Raw genomic sequence first — 16,981 nt, forward strand, 5'->3', positions numbered from 1 at the left:
CTTTAGAGATAGTGCAACGACCTTGTGACACCCATAATAATGAAGGTAATTAACATAATGATATATAGCAAAAAGATGATTGTGATGGCGGCGCTGCTGAGCTTTTCCGCCGCGGCCGCGCCAGGGGTGGATCTCGTCGCCAACGAAACGCCGATCCACACGGTGAAGAGCGCCGAAGCCGTGGCCAAAATCCCCGCCGGCTTCCGGTTCGTGGAACCCGGCACGCTGACGGTGGCCATTTCCCTGCTGGGCAGCGGCCCGCCGTTCGGCCTGTACGCCCGCGACAATAAAACGGTGATCGGCAGCGAGGCGGACATCGCGCGCCTGGTGGCCGACGGCTTGGGATTGAAACTCAAGCTGGTGCCCACCTCGTGGGAAGACTGGCCGCTGGGGGTGGCCTCCGGCAAATATGACGCCGCGGTTTACAACATCACCGTAACCAACGAACGCAAGACCAAATTCGATTTCGCCACCTATCGCCAGGATACGCTGGGGTTCTACGTCAAATCCGACAGTAAAATCACCCAGATCAACACCGCGCCGGATATCGCCGGTAAAAAGATCATCGTCGATTCCGGCACCAATCAGGAAGCGGTGCTGCTGGCCTGGGACAAGGAGAACCGCGCCAAGGGACTGGCACCGCTGCAGCCGGTGTATGTCACCGACAAGGCCGCCTCCACGCTAGCCATTCAGTCCGGCCGCGCCGATGCCACCTTCGGCCCCAACGTCTCCGGCGCTTATCAGGCGCGGCTGACCGGCAAAACCCGGCTGGTAGGCATCGTGCCTGGCGGCTGGCCGAAGACCGCCAACATCGCCGTCACGCTGAAGAAAGGCAATGGCCTGGTGGATGCGGTGCAGGCATCGCTCAACAGCGCCATCGCCAACGGCAGCTATCTGCAGGTGCTGGATCGCTGGGCGGAGAGCGACGAGAAGATCGCCCATTCGGAGATTAACCCGCCGGGGCTAGGGGATTGAGAGAGCAACAGGCTCCGCGCAGCGGGGCCTTATCGCCGCTCAATCGAGAAGTGTCATTCCGCCGCCGCTTTCTGCCTTCCCAGCTTGCGGTACAGCGTGCTGCGCGAAACGCCGAGCGCCTTGGCCGCCCGGCTGAGGTTGCCGCCCGCCCTGTCGATCGCCGCCTGCAGCGCCTCCAGGCCGGTATCGGCGCTCTCTTGGCGCGGCGCCAGCACCGCGATGTACTGCGGCAGATCGTCCAGAGTGAGCACCGCATGATCGTCCGCCAGCGCCAGCAGCACCTTGAGCGTACTCAACAGCTGCCGCACGTTGCCGGGCCACGGGTAGCGCGCCAGCATCGCCAGCGCTTCCGGCAGCAGGCGAATGTCGCGCCGCTCACCGCCCAACTCTCGCCACAGCTGCATAATAAAGGCCTCCAGCTGCGCCCGCTCTCGGAGCGGCGGAATGAGCAGGCTGTATTCCTGTATGCGGTACAGCAAATCCTCGCGAAACGCCCCCGCCTCTACCTGCCGATGCAGATCGTGGTGCGTGGCGCAGACCAGCGCGAAATCGACCGGATAAGCGCTGCGGCTGCCGAGCGGCGTGACCGTTTTTTCCTGTAACACCCGCAGCAGGCGCGTCTGCAGGCCCGCCGGCATGTCGCCGATTTCATCGAGGAACAGCACGCCGCCGTCCGCCTCGCGGATCTTGCCGATATAGCCTTTCGGATTGGCGCCGGTAAACGCCCCCGGCGCATAGCCGAACAGCTCGGATTCGATCAGCGGCTCGGGCAGCGCCGCACAGTTGATTGCCACGAAGTTGCCGTTGCGCCAGCGGCTCTCTTGAAACAGGCGTCGGCTGAAGTGCTCTTTACCGCAGCCGGTTTCGCCGGTCACGCACAGCGAAAGGCCGGCGTTGAGGATCCGCAGCGCTTTCTGATGCTGCTCGTCATGCCGTTCCGCCGGCGGCGTGGAACGCAGGGCGCTGACGCGGCGCTGCGGCGCCTCGAGCAGAGAATAATAGTGCCGTTGATTGCCGGCCAGCGTCTGACGCGGCGCGCCGGAGGGCTGTCGCAACAGATCGGGGAACAGCTGGGCGAACTCGACGGAGCCGAATGCGGCCGGCGAGAGCTGAAACTCCATCATCGCCAGCCGATTGGTGGCGACCAGCACTTCGTCGTGAAACACCAGCAGCAGCTCCTGCGCGCTGCCCAGACGACCGGCATCGGCGTGCAGGCGCAGCGTCCAGTGACGATCGGCGATCGCGCTTCTGACCCAGCGGTGTTCAATATGCCGCACCGCCTGCATGATCAGGCGCTGCGCATCGCGATACGGCCGCTGCGCGGGGGCGGAGAGATCCAGTATGCCGGCAATGCGGCCATCCGGCCGATAGATCGGCGCGGCGGTGCAGTTCAACCCGGCGTTTTGGTTGAGGAAATGCTGGTCGCCGCGCACTTCGCAGAACGCGCCCAGCGCCAGCGCGGTGCCGATGGCGTTGGTGCCCCGCTCCGCTTCTCCCCACTGGTTGCCCGGCGCCAGCGCAAAGCGCGACGCCTTGTGCAAAAAGTCGGTATTGCCGCGGGTTTCCAGCACCAGCCCGTCGGCGTCCGCGATCACCACAATGGCGGGCTGGCGCGTAATTTGCGCGCCCAGCTGCTCGATCAGCGGCTGTACCCGTTGCGGCACCCAGTCGTTGCGGCTGCGCAGCTCTTCGAGCAGTCCGGCTTTGATAAAGGGGATATGGCGATCGGCGCGCGTCAGGCCGTAGCCCCGGCTGCGCTGCCAGGATTCCGCCAGCGGACTGGCGCCCTCGGTGGGCAAGCGGTCGTCAGGCAACATGCGTTTCTCCCCCGTTCGCGAGTGTTGCAAATATGTATCACAGATGTGTACCAAGCGTTGCGACACGGGACACAAAAAAACACCGACGCCGGCGGAATCGCCCGATTCGCTAAGCCACATCATTTTTTAACACGCTAATAAATAAGCCCTTTTAATCAGCATTCTCGCCTTTCGTTAATCTGGCACGCGCCGTGCTTCTCTGTGCTGCGGCGGCATGCCGCATTCACAGGCGCAGCCCAATAGCGCTGATTTTCATCTGCAGAGAGGTGCTTAACATGAAATATGTCCACCCCGGTTTGCCTGGCTCGCTGGTTTCGTTCCGCAAACGCTATGGCAACTACATTGGCGGCAAATTCGTCGAACCGGTATCCGGCAACTACTTCACCAACACCTCGCCGGTGACCGGCCAGCCGATCGCCGAATTCCCGCGTTCCGACGCCAAGGACATCGAGCTGGCGCTCGACGCGGCGCACGCGGCGGCGGACGCCTGGGGCAAAACCAGCGTGCAGGCGCGTTCCAACGTGCTGTTGGCGATCGCCGATCGCATCGAATCGCGGCTGGAGATGCTGGCGCTGACCGAAACCTGGGACAACGGCAAACCGATCCGCGAAACCCTGAATGCCGATCTGCCGCTGGCGGTCGACCATTTCCGTTACTTCGCCGGCTGCCTGCGCGCGCAGGAAGGCACCGCGGCGGAGATCGACCAGAACACCGTGGCCTACCATATCTATGAACCGCTGGGCGTGGTCGGCCAGATCATCCCGTGGAATTTCCCGCTGCTGATGGCCGCCTGGAAACTGGCGCCGGCGCTGGCGGGCGGTAACTGCGTGGTGCTGAAACCGGCGGAACAGACCCCGCTCGGCATCAGCGTGCTGATGGAAGAGATCGGCGATCTGCTGCCGCCGGGCGTGCTCAACGTGGTGCAAGGCTTCGGCGCCGAGGCCGGCGAAGCGCTGGCGCGCAGCAAACGCATCGAGAAGATCGCGTTCACCGGCTCCACGCCGATCGGCCGCCACATCCTCGCCTGCGCGGCGGAAAACATCATCCCCAGCACCGTCGAGCTGGGCGGTAAATCGCCCAACATCTATTTCGCCGACATCATGCAGGCGGAGCCGGAGTTCATCGACAAGGCGATTGAGGGGCTGGTGCTCGGTTTCTTCAACCAGGGGGAGGTCTGCACCTGCCCTTCACGCGCGCTGATTGAAGAATCTATCTATCCGCAGTTTATGGAGAAAGTGCTGGCGCGCATCGCCACCATCCGCCAGGGCGATCCCTTCGACACCGACACCATGCTCGGCGCGCAGGCGTCGCAAGAACAGTACGATAAGATCCTGTCCTACATCGACATCGCCAAGAATGAGGGCGGCAACATCCTCGCCGGCGGCAAACGCACGCAGCATGGGGATGAATTGCAAAACGGTTTCTACCTGCAGCCGACGTTGATTACCGGCAACAACAGCATGCGCTTCTTCCGCGAGGAGATCTTCGGGCCGGTGATCGGCGTCACCACCTTTAAAGATGAAGCCGAAGCGCTGGCGCTGGCCAACGACACCGAGTTCGGGCTGGGCGCCGGGTTGTGGACCCGTGACATCAACCGCGCCTATCGCATGGGCCGCGCGATCAAGGCCGGGCGCGTGTGGACCAACTGTTACCACCTGTATCCGGCGCACGCCGCGTTCGGCGGCTACAAGAACTCCGGCATCGGGCGCGAGACCCACAAGGCGGCGCTGTCGCACTATCAACAGGTGAAAAACCTGCTGGTCAGCTACGACGCTAAACCGCTGGGCCTGTTCTGAGCCGGACGTAACAACCAGAAGGCCACCCGCAGGTGGCCTTCTTATTTGGCATGGTTGGTGGCGTGATTTATTTCGCCATGCCGAGATCGATCACCATGCGACCGCGAATGGTGCCCGCCTTCATCTCGTCGAAGATGGCGTTGATGTCGCCCAATGGCCGTTTGGTCACTTTCGGCGTCACTTTGCCTTCGGCGGCGAACTGGAACGCCTCTTTCAGATCTTCGCGCGTGCCCACCAGCGAACCCACCACCTGAATGCCGTCCAGCACCAGGCGCGGAATGCTCAGATCCATGCTCTCCGGCGGCAGCCCCACCGCCACCACTTTACCGCCGGCGCGCACCGCATTGACCGCCGAGTTGAAGGCCGCTTTCGCCACCGCCGTCACCACCGCCGCGTGAGCGCCGCCGGTTTGCTGTTGAATGATCTCCTCGGCGTTTTGCGTTTTGGAATTGATGGCCAGATCGGCGCCGATCTGTTTGGCGAACTCCAGCTGGCCATCGTTGACGTCGATGGCGATCACTTTGGCGTTAAACACGTTCTTGGCGTACTGCAGCGCCAGGTTGCCCAGCCCGCCCAGGCCATAGATGGCGATCCACTGCCCCGGCTTGATATCGGAAATTTTCACCGCCTTGTAGGTGGTGACGCCGGCGCAGGTGATGCTGCTGGCGGCGAAAGAATCGAGCCCGTCCGGCACTTTCACCGCGTAATCCGCCACCACGATGCACTCTTCCGCCATGCCGCCGTCAACGCTGTAGCCGGCGTTTTTCACCGAACGGCACAGGGTTTCGTTGCCGCTGACGCAGTATTCGCAATGGCCGCACCCCTGGTAAAACCAGGCGACGCTGGCGCGGTCACCCACTTTTAGCGAGGTGACGCCCTCACCGACGGCGGAGACCACGCCGATGCCCTCATGCCCCAACGTAATGCCCGGCACCTCGCCGAAATCGCCGTTTTTCACGTGCAAATCGGTGTGGCACACCCCGCAACACTCCATTTTCAACGCCGCTTCGCCGTGCTTCAGCGGGCGCAGCACTTTATCCTGAATGTCTACGGTATGGTTTTTCGTCACTACGGCAGCTTTCATGGTGTTTTCCTTAGCTGAGTGGGAAGTACAGTTGTTAATGTAGTGACTGTATTCGGTGAGGGCAAGCGCCGCATGATTTGTGTAAAAACAAATAATTAAATATGAACCAGCATGATTATTTCATAAAAAACAATTAACAGACGGCGCGATCTCATTCGCATTGACCGCAGCGGCGGCGAACGATCGCGCACCTCTGGCTTGATTCAGCGCTGAAATCGATTCACGGGAATTTTCAGGTAGCGTTGCCCATCGTCTTCGCAGTCAGGCAACACGCCGCCGCGAATATTGACCTGCAGCGCCATCAGCATGAGTTCCGGGTGCGGCAGCGTAGCGTCCCGCTGCTTTCTTTGCGCAATAAAGCGGGATTTATCCATGTTGACCACCCAGGGATTGTTCTCGCGCTGCTCTCTCACGGTGCTTTCCCAGCGGGCCTCACGCCCCGCCGGGCGGTAATCATGGCCGGTAAACAGGCGGGTATCCGCCGGCAGGCTCAAGATCCGCTGCAATGACTCCCACAAGGCTTCCGCATTGCCGCCAGGAAAATCGGCCCTTGCGGTACCGCTGTCCGGCATGAAGAACGTATCGTGGATAAACGCCGCATCCGCAATGTAATAAGTGACGGACGCCAGCGTGTGCCCGGGAGACAGCAGGACTTCAGCGCGCAGGTTGCCGATAAAAAAGACGTCGCCGTCCGCGAACAGCGCATCCCAGACGGTATTGGCCGCAGGCAGGTCTTTTAAATTATAGATCTCTTCCCACAGCCCCTGAACGGCGGTAATTTTTTCACCGATGCCGGTGAAGGCGCCGGTTTTCTGCGCCAGCCAGGTGGCGGCCGAAAAATGATCGGCGTGCGGGTGCGTATCCAGCACCCAGGCCACTCCCCACCCCCGTTGATGGATAAAATTCAGGATATCATTGGCCTGTTGATGCGAGACCGTGCCCGATCGGCGGTCAAAATCCAGCACCGGGTCGATAATCGCACAGCGGCGCGCCTCGGGATCGGCAACCACATACTGCAGGCTGCCGCTTTCCGGTTCATAAAACGCGTGAACTTCTGCCGTGGCCCGCACGGACCGATGCTTGCCGTACCAGCTGAGCGCCTTATCGGCGTCCGCGCCGTATTCGTCGCATTGGCGGCGAAATTGCGCTTCATTTATCTGACCTTCGCGCAGCGCATACAGCAGGGAAAGGCAGGCAGAGCGAGCCCCGCTTCTGCAGTGCGCCAGGGTTTTCTTGCCTTGCCGCAACAGAAACTGGAAGGTGTAAACGGTCTCCCAGGTCAGCGTATCGAACGTATAAGGGAGATAGACGTAGCGCATTCCCCCTTGTTCAGCCAACGCTTTCTCTTGCTGATGGTCAAGATACTCCCCCGGCTCCTCGTCCGGCCGATTGTTGACGATAAGGCAGTAGCCCTGTTGAGACAGCGCCTTGAAATCACTCGCTTCGGGCGCGCCCGAAAAGGAGAGTTGAGGGTGGTAAGTGCGGATGCGCATGTTTGTTTCCTTCCGTTTCATAGGCTTTTAAATAACATATACAGGGCCAGCGCCAGGAGCATGAGGGCATAGAGCACGTTGATAATGCCCTCGCGTTTTTTCAGGCGCTCGGCGAGCGCCACCCCCACCACGCCCCCCAGAACGCCGCCGACGATGAGCCAGCACGTAATGGCGAGCGACACCTTTCCGGACATGGCGTAGCTGGCGCTGGTCGACAGCCCCATGGCCGCCACGACCACCAGTGAGGTTGCCACCGCCTCAACCATCGAGAAGCGAAAAAACCAGACCAGCGCCGGCACAACCAAAAATCCGCCGCCAATGCCCAGAAAGCCCGCCAGCCCACCCAGCGCGAGAACGCTGGGCCATACGATGGCGGGATGAACGGCAGAATGGGAGGACGGCAAGGGGTTGCCGGCAAGGGGATTTCTTTTCAGCGTCAATCCGGCGACCACCAGCATCAACAGGGAGAAAGGCAGGGTTATGTAGTGTCCGTCCGTGATTTTTCCCATCTGAGAGCCGGCCAGAGCCCCCATGACGGCAAGCAGCGAAACGACAAGCCCGGTCTGCCACCTGACGTTGCCTTTGGAGGCGTGCGCGGCCAGGTTGATCAGCGCGTTAACGGCCACAGACATGGCGCTGGTCCCTATAATCAAATGCGTATCCGGCACTTTCACCATATACAGCAATAATGGCACGCAGACGATTGAGCCGCCGCCGCCGGTCAGGGCCAGGAGAAATCCCACAATTCCCCCGGTGACCACTAACAGCATCACGATATAAAAACTGAAATGGAAAAAATCCACTGTGTTAATCCCTTAATGATGCTCATGCCATTTATTAACGATCAGTTCACCGGCAATGTCAAATAACTTATTTCGATTTGTTATTACATATAGCAAAATGGAATATGTGATTTTTTATATAACCACAAGTTCTATGAATTCGCTTTTAATCTGGGCGACAACCCCCTACTTTCTTATGAAAGGAGGCCTGCATGAAACCAGAAAAAATACCCCCCCAGAAAAGCGTCGTTATTATTGGCGGCGGTTCATCCGGAATAGGTATCGCGGCAAGCATAAGGAAGCGAGTTAAAGACATCGATATAACGATAGTGGAGCCTAACGATTGTCATTATTATCAACCGGCATGGACTCTGGTGGGCGGCGGGCTCTTTGATATCACGAAAACACGGCGCTCCATGCATGCCGTTCTGCCCTCAGGCACCGCATGGATACAGGATAGCGTGGTCAGGGTTGAGCCCAGCCAAAAATACATCGAGACCCGCCAGGGGCAGAAAATAAACTATGACTTTCTTATTGTTGCGTGCGGCCTCGTTTTACGCTGGGATAAAATAGAAGGCCTTGAAGACACCCTGGGATTAAACGGCGTCACCTCTAATTATCGATTTGATCTTGCCGAATACACCTGGCAACTGGTTCAGGAAATGAAAGGCGGCCAGGCGATATTTTCTCAACCGGCACTACCCATAAAATGCGCCGGCGCACCGCAAAAAGCCCTGTATCTTTCATGCGACCACTGGCGCCGCCAAGGCATCCTGAATAATATTAACGTCAATTTCTGCCTTGCGGGCACGGCGATTTTCGGCATTCCGCAATTTGTCCCCCCGCTGAGCGAGTATTTACAAAAATACCGTGCAAAGGTCAATTTCAATCATCATTTAATTCGTGTTGATGGCCCGAATCGGCAAGCAACATTTGCCGTAGAGACAAATGAAGAGGGAAAACGCGAGTTAACCCTGCCCTTCGATATGCTCCACGTGGTGCCGCCTCAATCGGCCCCGGCGTTTATTTCGCAAAGCGGGCTCGCTGAGGGATCCGGCTGGTGCGATGTGGATAAATTGACGCTGCAGCATAAGCATTGGTCGGATATTTTTGCGGTAGGCGACTGTTGCTCGACGCCAAATGCCAAAACCCTGGCGGCAGCCCGAAAGCAGGTGGTAGTGGCGGCGGAAAACGTCGCGGCGCTGATTCAAGGCGCGCCTCTCACTGCCCATTATGATGGTTATGGTTCCTGTCCATTGACGGTTGAGAAAGGCAAAGTTGTGCTGGCGGAGTTTGGCTATGACGGTAAATTGCTGCCCACGTTTCCGCTGCTCGACGCCACCCAGCCCAGCCGTCTGGCCTGGTGGCTGAAAGCCTGGTTTTTACCCCGGTTTTATTGGGCGGGCATGCTGCGTGGGGTTGAATGGTTTGCCGGCAGCAAGCGGCCGTGACGCGCGCTCGACCCCCCTCTCGTTCCTGCCGCTGCAGACGCTTGACTATTTGGCGAGACGAGGCCACCATCGTTTGCAGGTTCCTCAGGCTGATTGCAAGCCGTTACCACTACCGGTCGATCATCGATGAAAAATGCCCCCGCCGTTACGATCCACTACTGTTCACAATGCAACTGGCTGCTGCGCGCCGGCTGGATGGCGCAAGAGCTGCTGAACACCTTCGGCGACGATCTCGCCTCCGTCACCCTGATGCCGGGCACCGGCGGGGTCTATCAAATCAGCGTCGATGGCGTAATGATTTGGGATCGCAAGATTGACGGCGGTTTCCCCGATGCGGCGCAGTTAAAGCAACGGCTGCGCGATCACAGCTTCCCCGATCGCTCTCTCGGCCACAGCGACGGTAAAAAAGCCCGGCACTGAAAATCGGGCGGTAAGCACGGCTTCAGCTTAACGCATAGCTGGCCGCCATCACGACGCCGTTCATGGTCATATGCAGCCCGATGGGCAAATAGATCCCTTTGGATTTGACTCGTGCGGCCGTCAACACCAGCGAGATGAGCACCAGAGCTGCTAATGTGCGCCAATCGGTGTACTGGGTATGCAAAACGGCAAAGATGACAGACACCGTTAACGCGGCCCAAAGCACCTTGTCGTTAAACCAATACATCAGTGCGTTAAACAGACAGCCGCGAAATACGATCTCTTCATAGACGGGGACGACGAAAACCAACAAAGCGGCATTGAGCGCCAAAATCTCGCCGGGCAATGCCACCTGCTCCGTCACCCAGGTTTCCGTTTTCTCCACGCCCATCAAACGCGGGAAAATAAACTGAATCACCAACAGCGCGAACAGCAGCAGTGCAAAATCGCTGCGTTTAACCTCGCCTTTGCCCAATCCTTCTCTGCGGCGGAAAAAGAGCAGGTATAACGAAAAGATAGCGACGAATTCCATTCCATACAGCAGCGGCAGCAATAGCCCTTGTCGCATCAAGGCGGCTCTGTTCTCAAGGAACAGCGGAATAAACGTAATCAGGAACATCAGCAAAAACATGGAAAAGCAGCCGTTGACGGCTCGCGTTCTCGCGATAAACGCATTGTCGACCATATAACCATCCTTAGTTTTGAGCAGCGATTGACGGAACAGTAGCAAGGCAAGATATCGCGGCAGTTTATCCCCATGCGATATCATTGTCATGAACCCGTTCGAAGCGAACGTCCATTCGCAAATTTCTCCAAGCCATTGGCACGCGGTTGATTTCGCCCGGGTCTCCTGAGTTATACTGAGCGCTCTTTTAGCCACGTAATTAATAAATTTTTATGATTGAACGCTTGCTCGAAAACACGATGTACGCCTCCCGTTGGCTGCTCGCACCGGTTTATGTCGGCCTTTCACTGGCTCTGGTCGCCCTGTCGATCAAATTTTTTCAGGAGATCCTGCACGTCCTGCCCAACATTTTTTCTATCGCCGAAGCCGATCTGATCCTGACCCTGCTGTCGCTGGTCGACATGGCGCTGGTGGGCGGGCTGTTGGTGATGGTGATGTTCTCCGGGTATGAAAACTTCGTCTCGCAATTGGATATCACCGAAGGGAAAGAAAAGCTGAGCTGGCTGGGCAAAATGGATGCCACCTCGCTGAAAAACAAAGTTGCTGCGTCTATCGTCGCCATCTCCTCCATTCACCTGCTGCGGGTGTTTATGGACGCCAAGAACGTGCCGGACAACAAGCTGATGTGGTATGTGATCATCCACCTTACCTTTGTGCTGTCCGCCTTCGTGATGGGCTACCTGGATAAAGTGACCCGCTCCAAGCACTAAACGCGCTGCCACACCCGATCGCCAGGATCGGGTGCCTCCCTCTCGCTCCTCTCTTCGCCTGTTTCTGCGCCGTCGTTTTTTTCATCTGGCACATCTGATGATAATTTTATTATAATGTTATTACACTCATCATGGACTGAACGCCGGCCCTCGCACCGGTTTCGCCGCAGACAGGATCACGCTCTCTCATGCCATTGACTGGTCACCCCCTGCAATTCAACGATATTCAGGCGATTTTGCCTCATCGTTATCCCTGCCTGCTGGTCGATCGCGTACTGCCCGCCGGCACCTGCATTGCCGAAGGGCGGCTGAGCGCCATCAAGAACATCACCGCCAATGAGCCGACGTTCTGGAACGGCCACGCGCACTTCGCCGGATTTCCCGGCGTGCTGTTGGTGGAAGCGCTGGCGCAAAGCACCGGTCTGCTGGCCCACTACTATCTCGGGGCGCTGAATGAGGGGGAGCATTACTATTTCGCCGCCATTCAGCGCGCGCGGTTTTATCGCGCTGCCCGCCCCGGCGACCAGGTGCTGATGGAGGTCGCTTTTGTTCGTCGGCGCGGGGCGATCGCTCGCTTTACCGGCCGCGCCAGCATCGATGGCCGGCGCATTTGCACCGCCGATTTCATGTGCGCCCGTAAATAGGCCGCTTGCCAAAGGAGCCCTGCGAATACCATGTCTCTGGTTGACAGCTTACTCAGAACCCTCGATTTCTCTCCGCGCGGCCAGGTGATCGCTCGCGAAGCCGACGCCTGGGGCGAAATCATCGTTTCCGATCACAAGGACTACCGCACGCTGCGGTTTGACGGCATCTGCGAACAGAGCAAGATGAGCCTCAGCAACCCCGCGCAGCCGATCCACAACTACATCAAAGCGATGCTGATGGCGGTAGCCTGGCAACCGCCGAGCTCGGCGTTGATTTTGGGGTTGGGCGGCGGCAGTCTGCTGCGCGCGCTGCACGCGCTCGATCCGGCCATGCGCCTCGACGTCGTCGAGCTGCGCGCTGCGGTGATCGCCGTCGCGCGCCGCTATTTTACGCTGCCGGCCACCGACACCATCAGCCTGCGCACCGCCGACGCCATGGACTTCGTGCGCCCGCCCGTCGAGACGCGCTACGATCTGATCTTCTCCGATCTCTATTCGGCGTTCGCCATGGATCCGCAGCAAGGCACCCAGACCTTCCTGGAAAACTGCGCCGCGCGGCTGAACGACGGGGGCTGGCTGGTGCTCAATTACCACGATCTGCCTGACGAAAACAGCCTGCTGTACCACAGCCTGCAGCGAATATTCGGCACCGTACTGTTTTGCGTCGCCCCCAGCGGCAACGTGATCATTTACGCCACGCCGGCCCAGGTGACGCTGCCGCTGAGCGCGCTGCGCAGCCTGGCCGCCAGCAGCGGCGAGCTGTTCAACTGCGAACTCGGCTACCTGTCACGCAAAATAGAGCGGTTGCATTTCCGCTAAAGACGGGCGGCGACGCGGTCTGGCTGGCCGCTTCACCCACATGGTATTATCATTCAGTTATCATTCTCTGGAGGATCCTGATGGAAAAGAAAACGGCGCGGCTAACGGTGCTGATTGACCCGGACAAGAAGAAAGCCCTGGAGGAACTGTGCCTGCAACAGGACGTCACCCCTTCCCAGGTGGTGCGCCAGCTGATCCGCGATTATCTGCACAAGCATCAGGTGGACTATCCCAGCCAACCGACTCACGCCAATCCTCGCGTCGAAAGCAATTGAGCGGCGGCCTGCCCCGCACACCGTGAAGAGCGCTTTGCCCCTGCGCGCGTCTCTAATCCGAATCCTCCGTTGCGGTCTGTCCATTCGGCAATATCGCTGCTACTGTTTTATGCGTTCATACTCTCTCTTCGGAAAGGAAGCGCCATGTTCAGCCATATTACCGTCGGCGTCAGCGATCTGGACGCCGCCGCCGCCTTCTACGACGCCATCCTGTTGCCGCTGGGATTACAGCGGCGGGAAGTGACGCCGGACGGCGGCCCCGCCGCCCGCTGCTGGGTGATGCCGGGCCAAACGCTGCCGCGTTTCTATGCTTACCAACCCTTCGACGGGCAACCCGCCAGCGCCGGCAACGGCAGCATGCTGGCGTTTCTCGCCGCCGATGAGCTGGAGGTCAAACGCGCTTACGCCGCCGGCCTGCTGGCGGGCGGCAGCGGTGAAGGCGAGCCCGGCGAACGCGCGCATTACGGCAAGGGCTATTTCGGCGCTTACCTGCGCGACCCCGACGGCAACAAGGTCCATGTGGTGTACCGGGGCGATCTCGCCTGATGAAATGTTCGGTTCATATCGCCACCGGCGTAGACGGATTCATCGCCGACGCGGGCGGCGGCCGCCGAAGGCGATGAGCAGCGCCGCTAACGCCAACAGCGCCGCCACGCCGTAGGTCACCTGCATGCCGTAAGCCGCGGCGGCGCCCGCGCCCGCCACCCGCTGCGAAGCCAGATAAAACAGCGCCCCCATCGCCGAAGCGCCAGTGATCGCCCCAAGATTGCGCGCCAGGTTCACCATGCCGGCGATCAGCCCGCGCCGTTCGGGAAACAGATCCTTCATCAGCATGGTGTTGTTTGCCACCTGAAACAGCGCATAGCCGGCGGTCAGCAGCGCGATGGGGCCAACATAGCCGAGCACGCCCCAGCGGTTAAGCAGCGACAGCAACGCGGCCCCGGCGGCCACCGCCGCCAGCCCAAACTGGCCAATGCGCTGCGATCCAAAACGATCCACCAGATAACCGGCCGGAATGCCGGTCAGGATCGCCACCGCCGGCCCCGCCGACATCACCAGCCCGACCTGCGCTGCGCTTAGCCCCAACGCGCGCGACAGGTAGAACGGCCCGACCACCAGCGTGGCGGTCATGACCGTCATCACCAGCGCGCTGGCCGCCAGCCCCGCCGTCAGGGCCGGATGGCGGAACATCGCCGGCGCCAACAGCGGCGATGCGGCGCGGCGTTCCACGCCGATGAACAGCGCCCCCGCCAACAGCGCCCCCAGCATCAACGCCAGGTTGAGCGCACCGAAGTTGCCGCGCCCAAGGGTCATCGCCAGCGAATAGCAGAGCAATGCGCCGCCCAGCAGCAGCGTACCGGCGCGATCGAACGTTTCCTGGCGCGCTGCCGCGCACGGCCCATTCGGCAGGTATCGCCAGGCAAGCCACAGCGCCAACAGGCCCAGCGGCAGATTGATAAGAAACATCGCCCGCCAGCCGAAACCGGCGATCAGCGCGCCGCCCAACGACGGCCCCAGCGCGGTGCCCACTGCCGACATCGTGCCGAGCAGACCCATCGCGCGGCCGATTTTATCCGTGCCCAGCGCCTCGCCCGCCAGCGCCATGGCGATCGACATCATGACCGCTCCCCCCAGCCCCTGCGCCATGCGCGCCGCCAGCAGCAGCCAAAGCTGCGGGGCCAGCGCACAAGCGAGCGAAGCGGCGGTAAACAGCGCGATGCCCGCCAGCAGCAGGCGGCGGCGATTAAGGCTGTCGCCGAGGCGGCCGATGCCGATGATGCAGGTGGTGACGGCCAGTAAATAACAGAGCAATACCCACTGCACCGCCTGGAACGAAGCATGGAACGCGGCGGCGAGCGCCGGTAGCCCAACGTTGGCGATGCTGATGCCGAGCGATGACAGCAGCATGCTCAGAGACAGTGCGGCCAATATGCCGCGGACGCCCTGCGGCGAAGGCTGGGATAACATGGTAAACACTCCTGACATAGACTGAGGATTAGCCTATGCCAGGGGTTGGGATGGCGGAAGACGCACGGTATGCACTGTATCCATGCGTCTGACGCCTTATCTGACGCGAGCCGTTACCAGGCGGCGATCTCCGCCTCGGTGAGCGGCAGGGTTTGGGTAACGCCGGTTTCCGCCGCCAGGGTGGCCGCCTCCAGCACCGCCATCACCGCCAGCGCCTGCGCAGCGGTAACCGGATTGCTGCCGGCGCCGCGCAGGGCGTCGCGTACCTGGAAGTAATACTGGCGCTGATCGCCATCCGGCGTCGGCAGCGTGCGCACCGACTCCGTGCCGATAAACAGGCTCATCGCGTCGTCGTCTTTGCCCCACTCCGCCGAGCCCGGCGTCACGCCGGCCAGCAGTTGGCTCTCCTGCCCGTCGGCGCGCGTTTTGACCACGCTGCCTTTCTCGCCGTGCACGGTAAAGCGCGACACGCCGCCCGCCACCAGCATGCTGCCGTGCAGGATCACGCGGTGCGTCGGGTAGTTGAGCACCACGTGGGCCCAGTCGTTAACCTGCGCGTTGGGGCGCAGCGTTGCGATGTTGGCCTGCACGCTGTGCGGCAAACCGAACAGCTGCAGCGCCTGATCGACCATGTGCGGCCCCAGATCAAACCACAGCCCGCTGCCCGGCAGGTTCTGCTCACGCCAGCGCACCCGCACTTCGGGGCGGTAACGATCGATGTGCGACTCAAAGTGCGTCACCTTGCCGATCAGCCCCTGTTCGATCACCTGCTTCACCCCTAGGTAGTCGCTGTCCCAGCGGCGGTTCTGGAACACCGACAGCAGGCGTTCGTGTTTTTCCGCCGCCGCAATCAGCGTGCGCGCCTGCGCCAAGTCCAGCGTAAAGGGCTTATCCACCACCACGTGCTTGCCCGCCTCCAGCGCGGCCAGCGCCAGCGGCGCATGGGTGTCATTCGGCGACGCGATCACCACCAAATCCACCTCCGGCCGGCGGATGGCCTCCAGCGGATCGGCTATCACCTGCGCGTGCGGCAGATCGGCATGCACCTTGGCGGCATCGCGCGAAGCCACCACGCTCAGTTCCAGCCCCGGCACCGCGTTAATCAGCGGCGCGTGAAACGCCTTGCCGACAAAGCCGTAGCCAATCAGCGCCACCTGCAACGGTCGAGCGGTATCGTTCATCAGTGTTCTCCTCTAGCGGTCGTCGGCGACGACACAAAGTTCAATCAGTGACTGTTCGTCCAGTTTGTCCCACGGGCGATCGGTAAACAGCCGTTGGATCTGCGCCAGATCCGCAACGTGATGCGGTTCGCAGCGATCCAGCTTCATATGGTCGGCCACCAGCCAGCGCTCGCCGCTGTTGGCCAGCATGGCGCGTTTGACCTCTGCATCGGCCTCCTCGCCGGCGCTCAGCCCCAGCTGCGCATGCACCGCGCAGGCGCCCAGCAAGGCGATATCCGCGCGGTAGCGTTCCAGCAACGCCAGGGTGGCGCTGCCGGCGAACAGCCGCTGGCGCGCATCCCACTGGCCGCCGAGCAGAATCAGGTTGATCTCCGGCCTGTCGCTCAGGCACTGCGCGATATCCAGCGAAGCGGTGATCACCGTAGCCGGCCCGCGCAGCGCCTGTGCCACCGCCAGCAGCGTGCTGCCCGCATCCAACATCAGGGTGCTGCCGGGCGGGATCTGCGCGGCCACCGCGCGGCCGAGCCGCTGCTTGACCTGCGGCAACAGCGCCGCGCGCGCCTGGCGCGGCATGCCGGACGGTTCGAGCGCGATCGCCCCGCCGTGATGTTTCTGCGCCAACCCTTGCCGCTCGAGATCGGCCAGATCGCGGCGCACGGTATCGACCGAAACGCCGATGGCGCCAGCCAATTCCGCCACCGCCGCCTGCCCGCGTTCGCTGAGCAAATCCAGTAAATGGCGCTGTCGTGCCGCTTTGTGCATGGGTTTATTCCGCAGTAAAAAGCATAAAACAGCAATATACAGCAGAAAACAGCATCAGAGAAGCCGCAATGATGCGCACCGAAGATCAAACATCTTTTCGCCTGCGGGACGACGATGAG

The 16,981-nt window shown here is 60.7% G+C and carries 17 protein-coding genes; 9 read left to right on the top strand and 8 right to left on the bottom strand.

Features of this window, described 5'->3' with window-relative positions; all coding sequences use genetic code 11:
* Nucleotides 1–57: 57 nt before the first annotated feature.
* Entirely contained in the window at nt 58–975 is a 918-nt protein-coding gene (locus ACSBQQ_RS06290; RefSeq protein ID WP_086556917.1) for an ABC transporter substrate-binding protein, read from the top strand.
* Between the two features lie 53 nt (nt 976–1,028).
* On the opposite strand, the gene ACSBQQ_RS06295 is transcribed toward ACSBQQ_RS06290, so the two are convergent.
* Nucleotides 1,029–2,792, bottom strand: a complete 1,764-nt coding sequence (locus ACSBQQ_RS06295; protein ID WP_060428100.1) for a sigma-54-dependent Fis family transcriptional regulator — start codon at nt 2,790–2,792, stop codon at nt 1,029–1,031.
* A 275-nt stretch (nt 2,793–3,067) separates the two neighbouring features.
* Between ACSBQQ_RS06295 and exaC the strand changes: the two genes are divergently transcribed.
* The gene (gene exaC / locus ACSBQQ_RS06300) at nt 3,068–4,588 is read left to right on the top strand and encodes an acetaldehyde dehydrogenase ExaC (protein ID WP_043147457.1); all 1,521 of its coding nucleotides are present in this window, start codon (nt 3,068–3,070) and stop codon (nt 4,586–4,588) included.
* A gap of 67 nt (nt 4,589–4,655) precedes the next feature.
* On the opposite strand, the gene adhP is transcribed toward exaC, so the two are convergent.
* The 3 genes from adhP to ACSBQQ_RS06315 form a co-directional block, all read right to left on the bottom strand.
* A complete protein-coding gene (gene adhP, locus ACSBQQ_RS06305) occupies nt 4,656–5,672 on the bottom strand; it encodes an alcohol dehydrogenase AdhP (protein ID WP_033634519.1) in 1,017 nt (338 codons plus the stop codon).
* Between the two features lie 203 nt (nt 5,673–5,875).
* Nucleotides 5,876–7,165: a bifunctional sulfur transferase/dioxygenase Blh gene (gene blh / locus ACSBQQ_RS06310; RefSeq protein WP_033648287.1), complete on the bottom strand. Its 1,290-nt coding sequence runs from the start codon at nt 7,163–7,165 to the stop codon at nt 5,876–5,878.
* Between the two features lie 17 nt (nt 7,166–7,182).
* Complete coding sequence (locus tag ACSBQQ_RS06315) at nt 7,183–7,968, bottom strand: sulfite exporter TauE/SafE family protein (protein WP_080281292.1); 786 nt, start codon at nt 7,966–7,968, stop codon at nt 7,183–7,185.
* A gap of 191 nt (nt 7,969–8,159) precedes the next feature.
* On the opposite strand from ACSBQQ_RS06315, the gene ACSBQQ_RS06320 reads away from it, so the two are divergent.
* Nucleotides 8,160–9,398 carry an NAD(P)/FAD-dependent oxidoreductase gene (locus tag ACSBQQ_RS06320; protein ID WP_060428102.1) on the top strand — a complete coding sequence of 413 codons (1,239 nt, stop codon included), beginning with the start codon at nt 8,160–8,162 and terminating at the stop codon, nt 9,396–9,398.
* A 126-nt stretch (nt 9,399–9,524) separates the two neighbouring features.
* Entirely contained in the window at nt 9,525–9,818 is a 294-nt protein-coding gene (locus ACSBQQ_RS06325; protein ID WP_004928553.1) for a SelT/SelW/SelH family protein, read from the top strand.
* Nucleotides 9,819–9,840: 22 nt separating this feature from the next.
* Here the strand turns inward: ACSBQQ_RS06325 and ACSBQQ_RS06330 are convergent, their stop codons facing one another.
* Nucleotides 9,841–10,503, bottom strand: a complete 663-nt coding sequence (locus ACSBQQ_RS06330) for a CPBP family intramembrane glutamic endopeptidase (RefSeq protein WP_060418608.1) — start codon at nt 10,501–10,503, stop codon at nt 9,841–9,843.
* 215 nt (nt 10,504–10,718) lie between these two features.
* Here ACSBQQ_RS06330 and ACSBQQ_RS06335 point away from each other — a divergent pair, with 215 nt between their 5' ends.
* From ACSBQQ_RS06335 to ACSBQQ_RS06355, 5 genes are all read left to right on the top strand, one after another.
* Nucleotides 10,719–11,213: a TIGR00645 family protein gene (locus ACSBQQ_RS06335; RefSeq protein WP_033648490.1), complete on the top strand. Its 495-nt coding sequence runs from the start codon at nt 10,719–10,721 to the stop codon at nt 11,211–11,213.
* 188 nt (nt 11,214–11,401) lie between these two features.
* Entirely contained in the window at nt 11,402–11,857 is a 456-nt protein-coding gene (gene fabZ, locus ACSBQQ_RS06340; protein ID WP_033648284.1) for a 3-hydroxyacyl-ACP dehydratase FabZ, read from the top strand.
* 30 nt (nt 11,858–11,887) lie between these two features.
* The gene (locus ACSBQQ_RS06345; protein WP_060418602.1) at nt 11,888–12,676 is read left to right on the top strand and encodes a spermidine synthase; all 789 of its coding nucleotides are present in this window, start codon (nt 11,888–11,890) and stop codon (nt 12,674–12,676) included.
* Between the two features lie 80 nt (nt 12,677–12,756).
* On the top strand, nt 12,757–12,951 hold the full coding sequence (locus tag ACSBQQ_RS06350; RefSeq protein WP_004928567.1) for a ribbon-helix-helix protein, CopG family: 195 nt from the start codon (nt 12,757–12,759) through the stop codon (nt 12,949–12,951).
* A 144-nt stretch (nt 12,952–13,095) separates the two neighbouring features.
* A complete protein-coding gene (locus ACSBQQ_RS06355; RefSeq protein WP_033634513.1) occupies nt 13,096–13,497 on the top strand; it encodes a VOC family protein in 402 nt (133 codons plus the stop codon).
* Between the two features lie 39 nt (nt 13,498–13,536).
* Here the strand turns inward: ACSBQQ_RS06355 and ACSBQQ_RS06360 are convergent, their stop codons facing one another.
* The 3 genes from ACSBQQ_RS06360 to ACSBQQ_RS06370 form a co-directional block, all read right to left on the bottom strand.
* Entirely contained in the window at nt 13,537–14,919 is a 1,383-nt protein-coding gene (locus ACSBQQ_RS06360; RefSeq protein ID WP_060428105.1) for an MFS transporter, read from the bottom strand.
* A gap of 113 nt (nt 14,920–15,032) precedes the next feature.
* Nucleotides 15,033–16,100: an oxidoreductase gene (locus ACSBQQ_RS06365; RefSeq protein ID WP_039566191.1), complete on the bottom strand. Its 1,068-nt coding sequence runs from the start codon at nt 16,098–16,100 to the stop codon at nt 15,033–15,035.
* Between the two features lie 12 nt (nt 16,101–16,112).
* Entirely contained in the window at nt 16,113–16,862 is a 750-nt protein-coding gene (locus ACSBQQ_RS06370; RefSeq protein WP_039566192.1) for a DeoR/GlpR family DNA-binding transcription regulator, read from the bottom strand.
* Nucleotides 16,863–16,981 lie beyond the last annotated feature (119 nt).

Origin of the sequence: Serratia sp. G204Y (assembly GCF_051172435.1) — a bacterium.
GTDB lineage: Bacteria > Pseudomonadota > Gammaproteobacteria > Enterobacterales > Enterobacteriaceae > Serratia > Serratia sarumanii.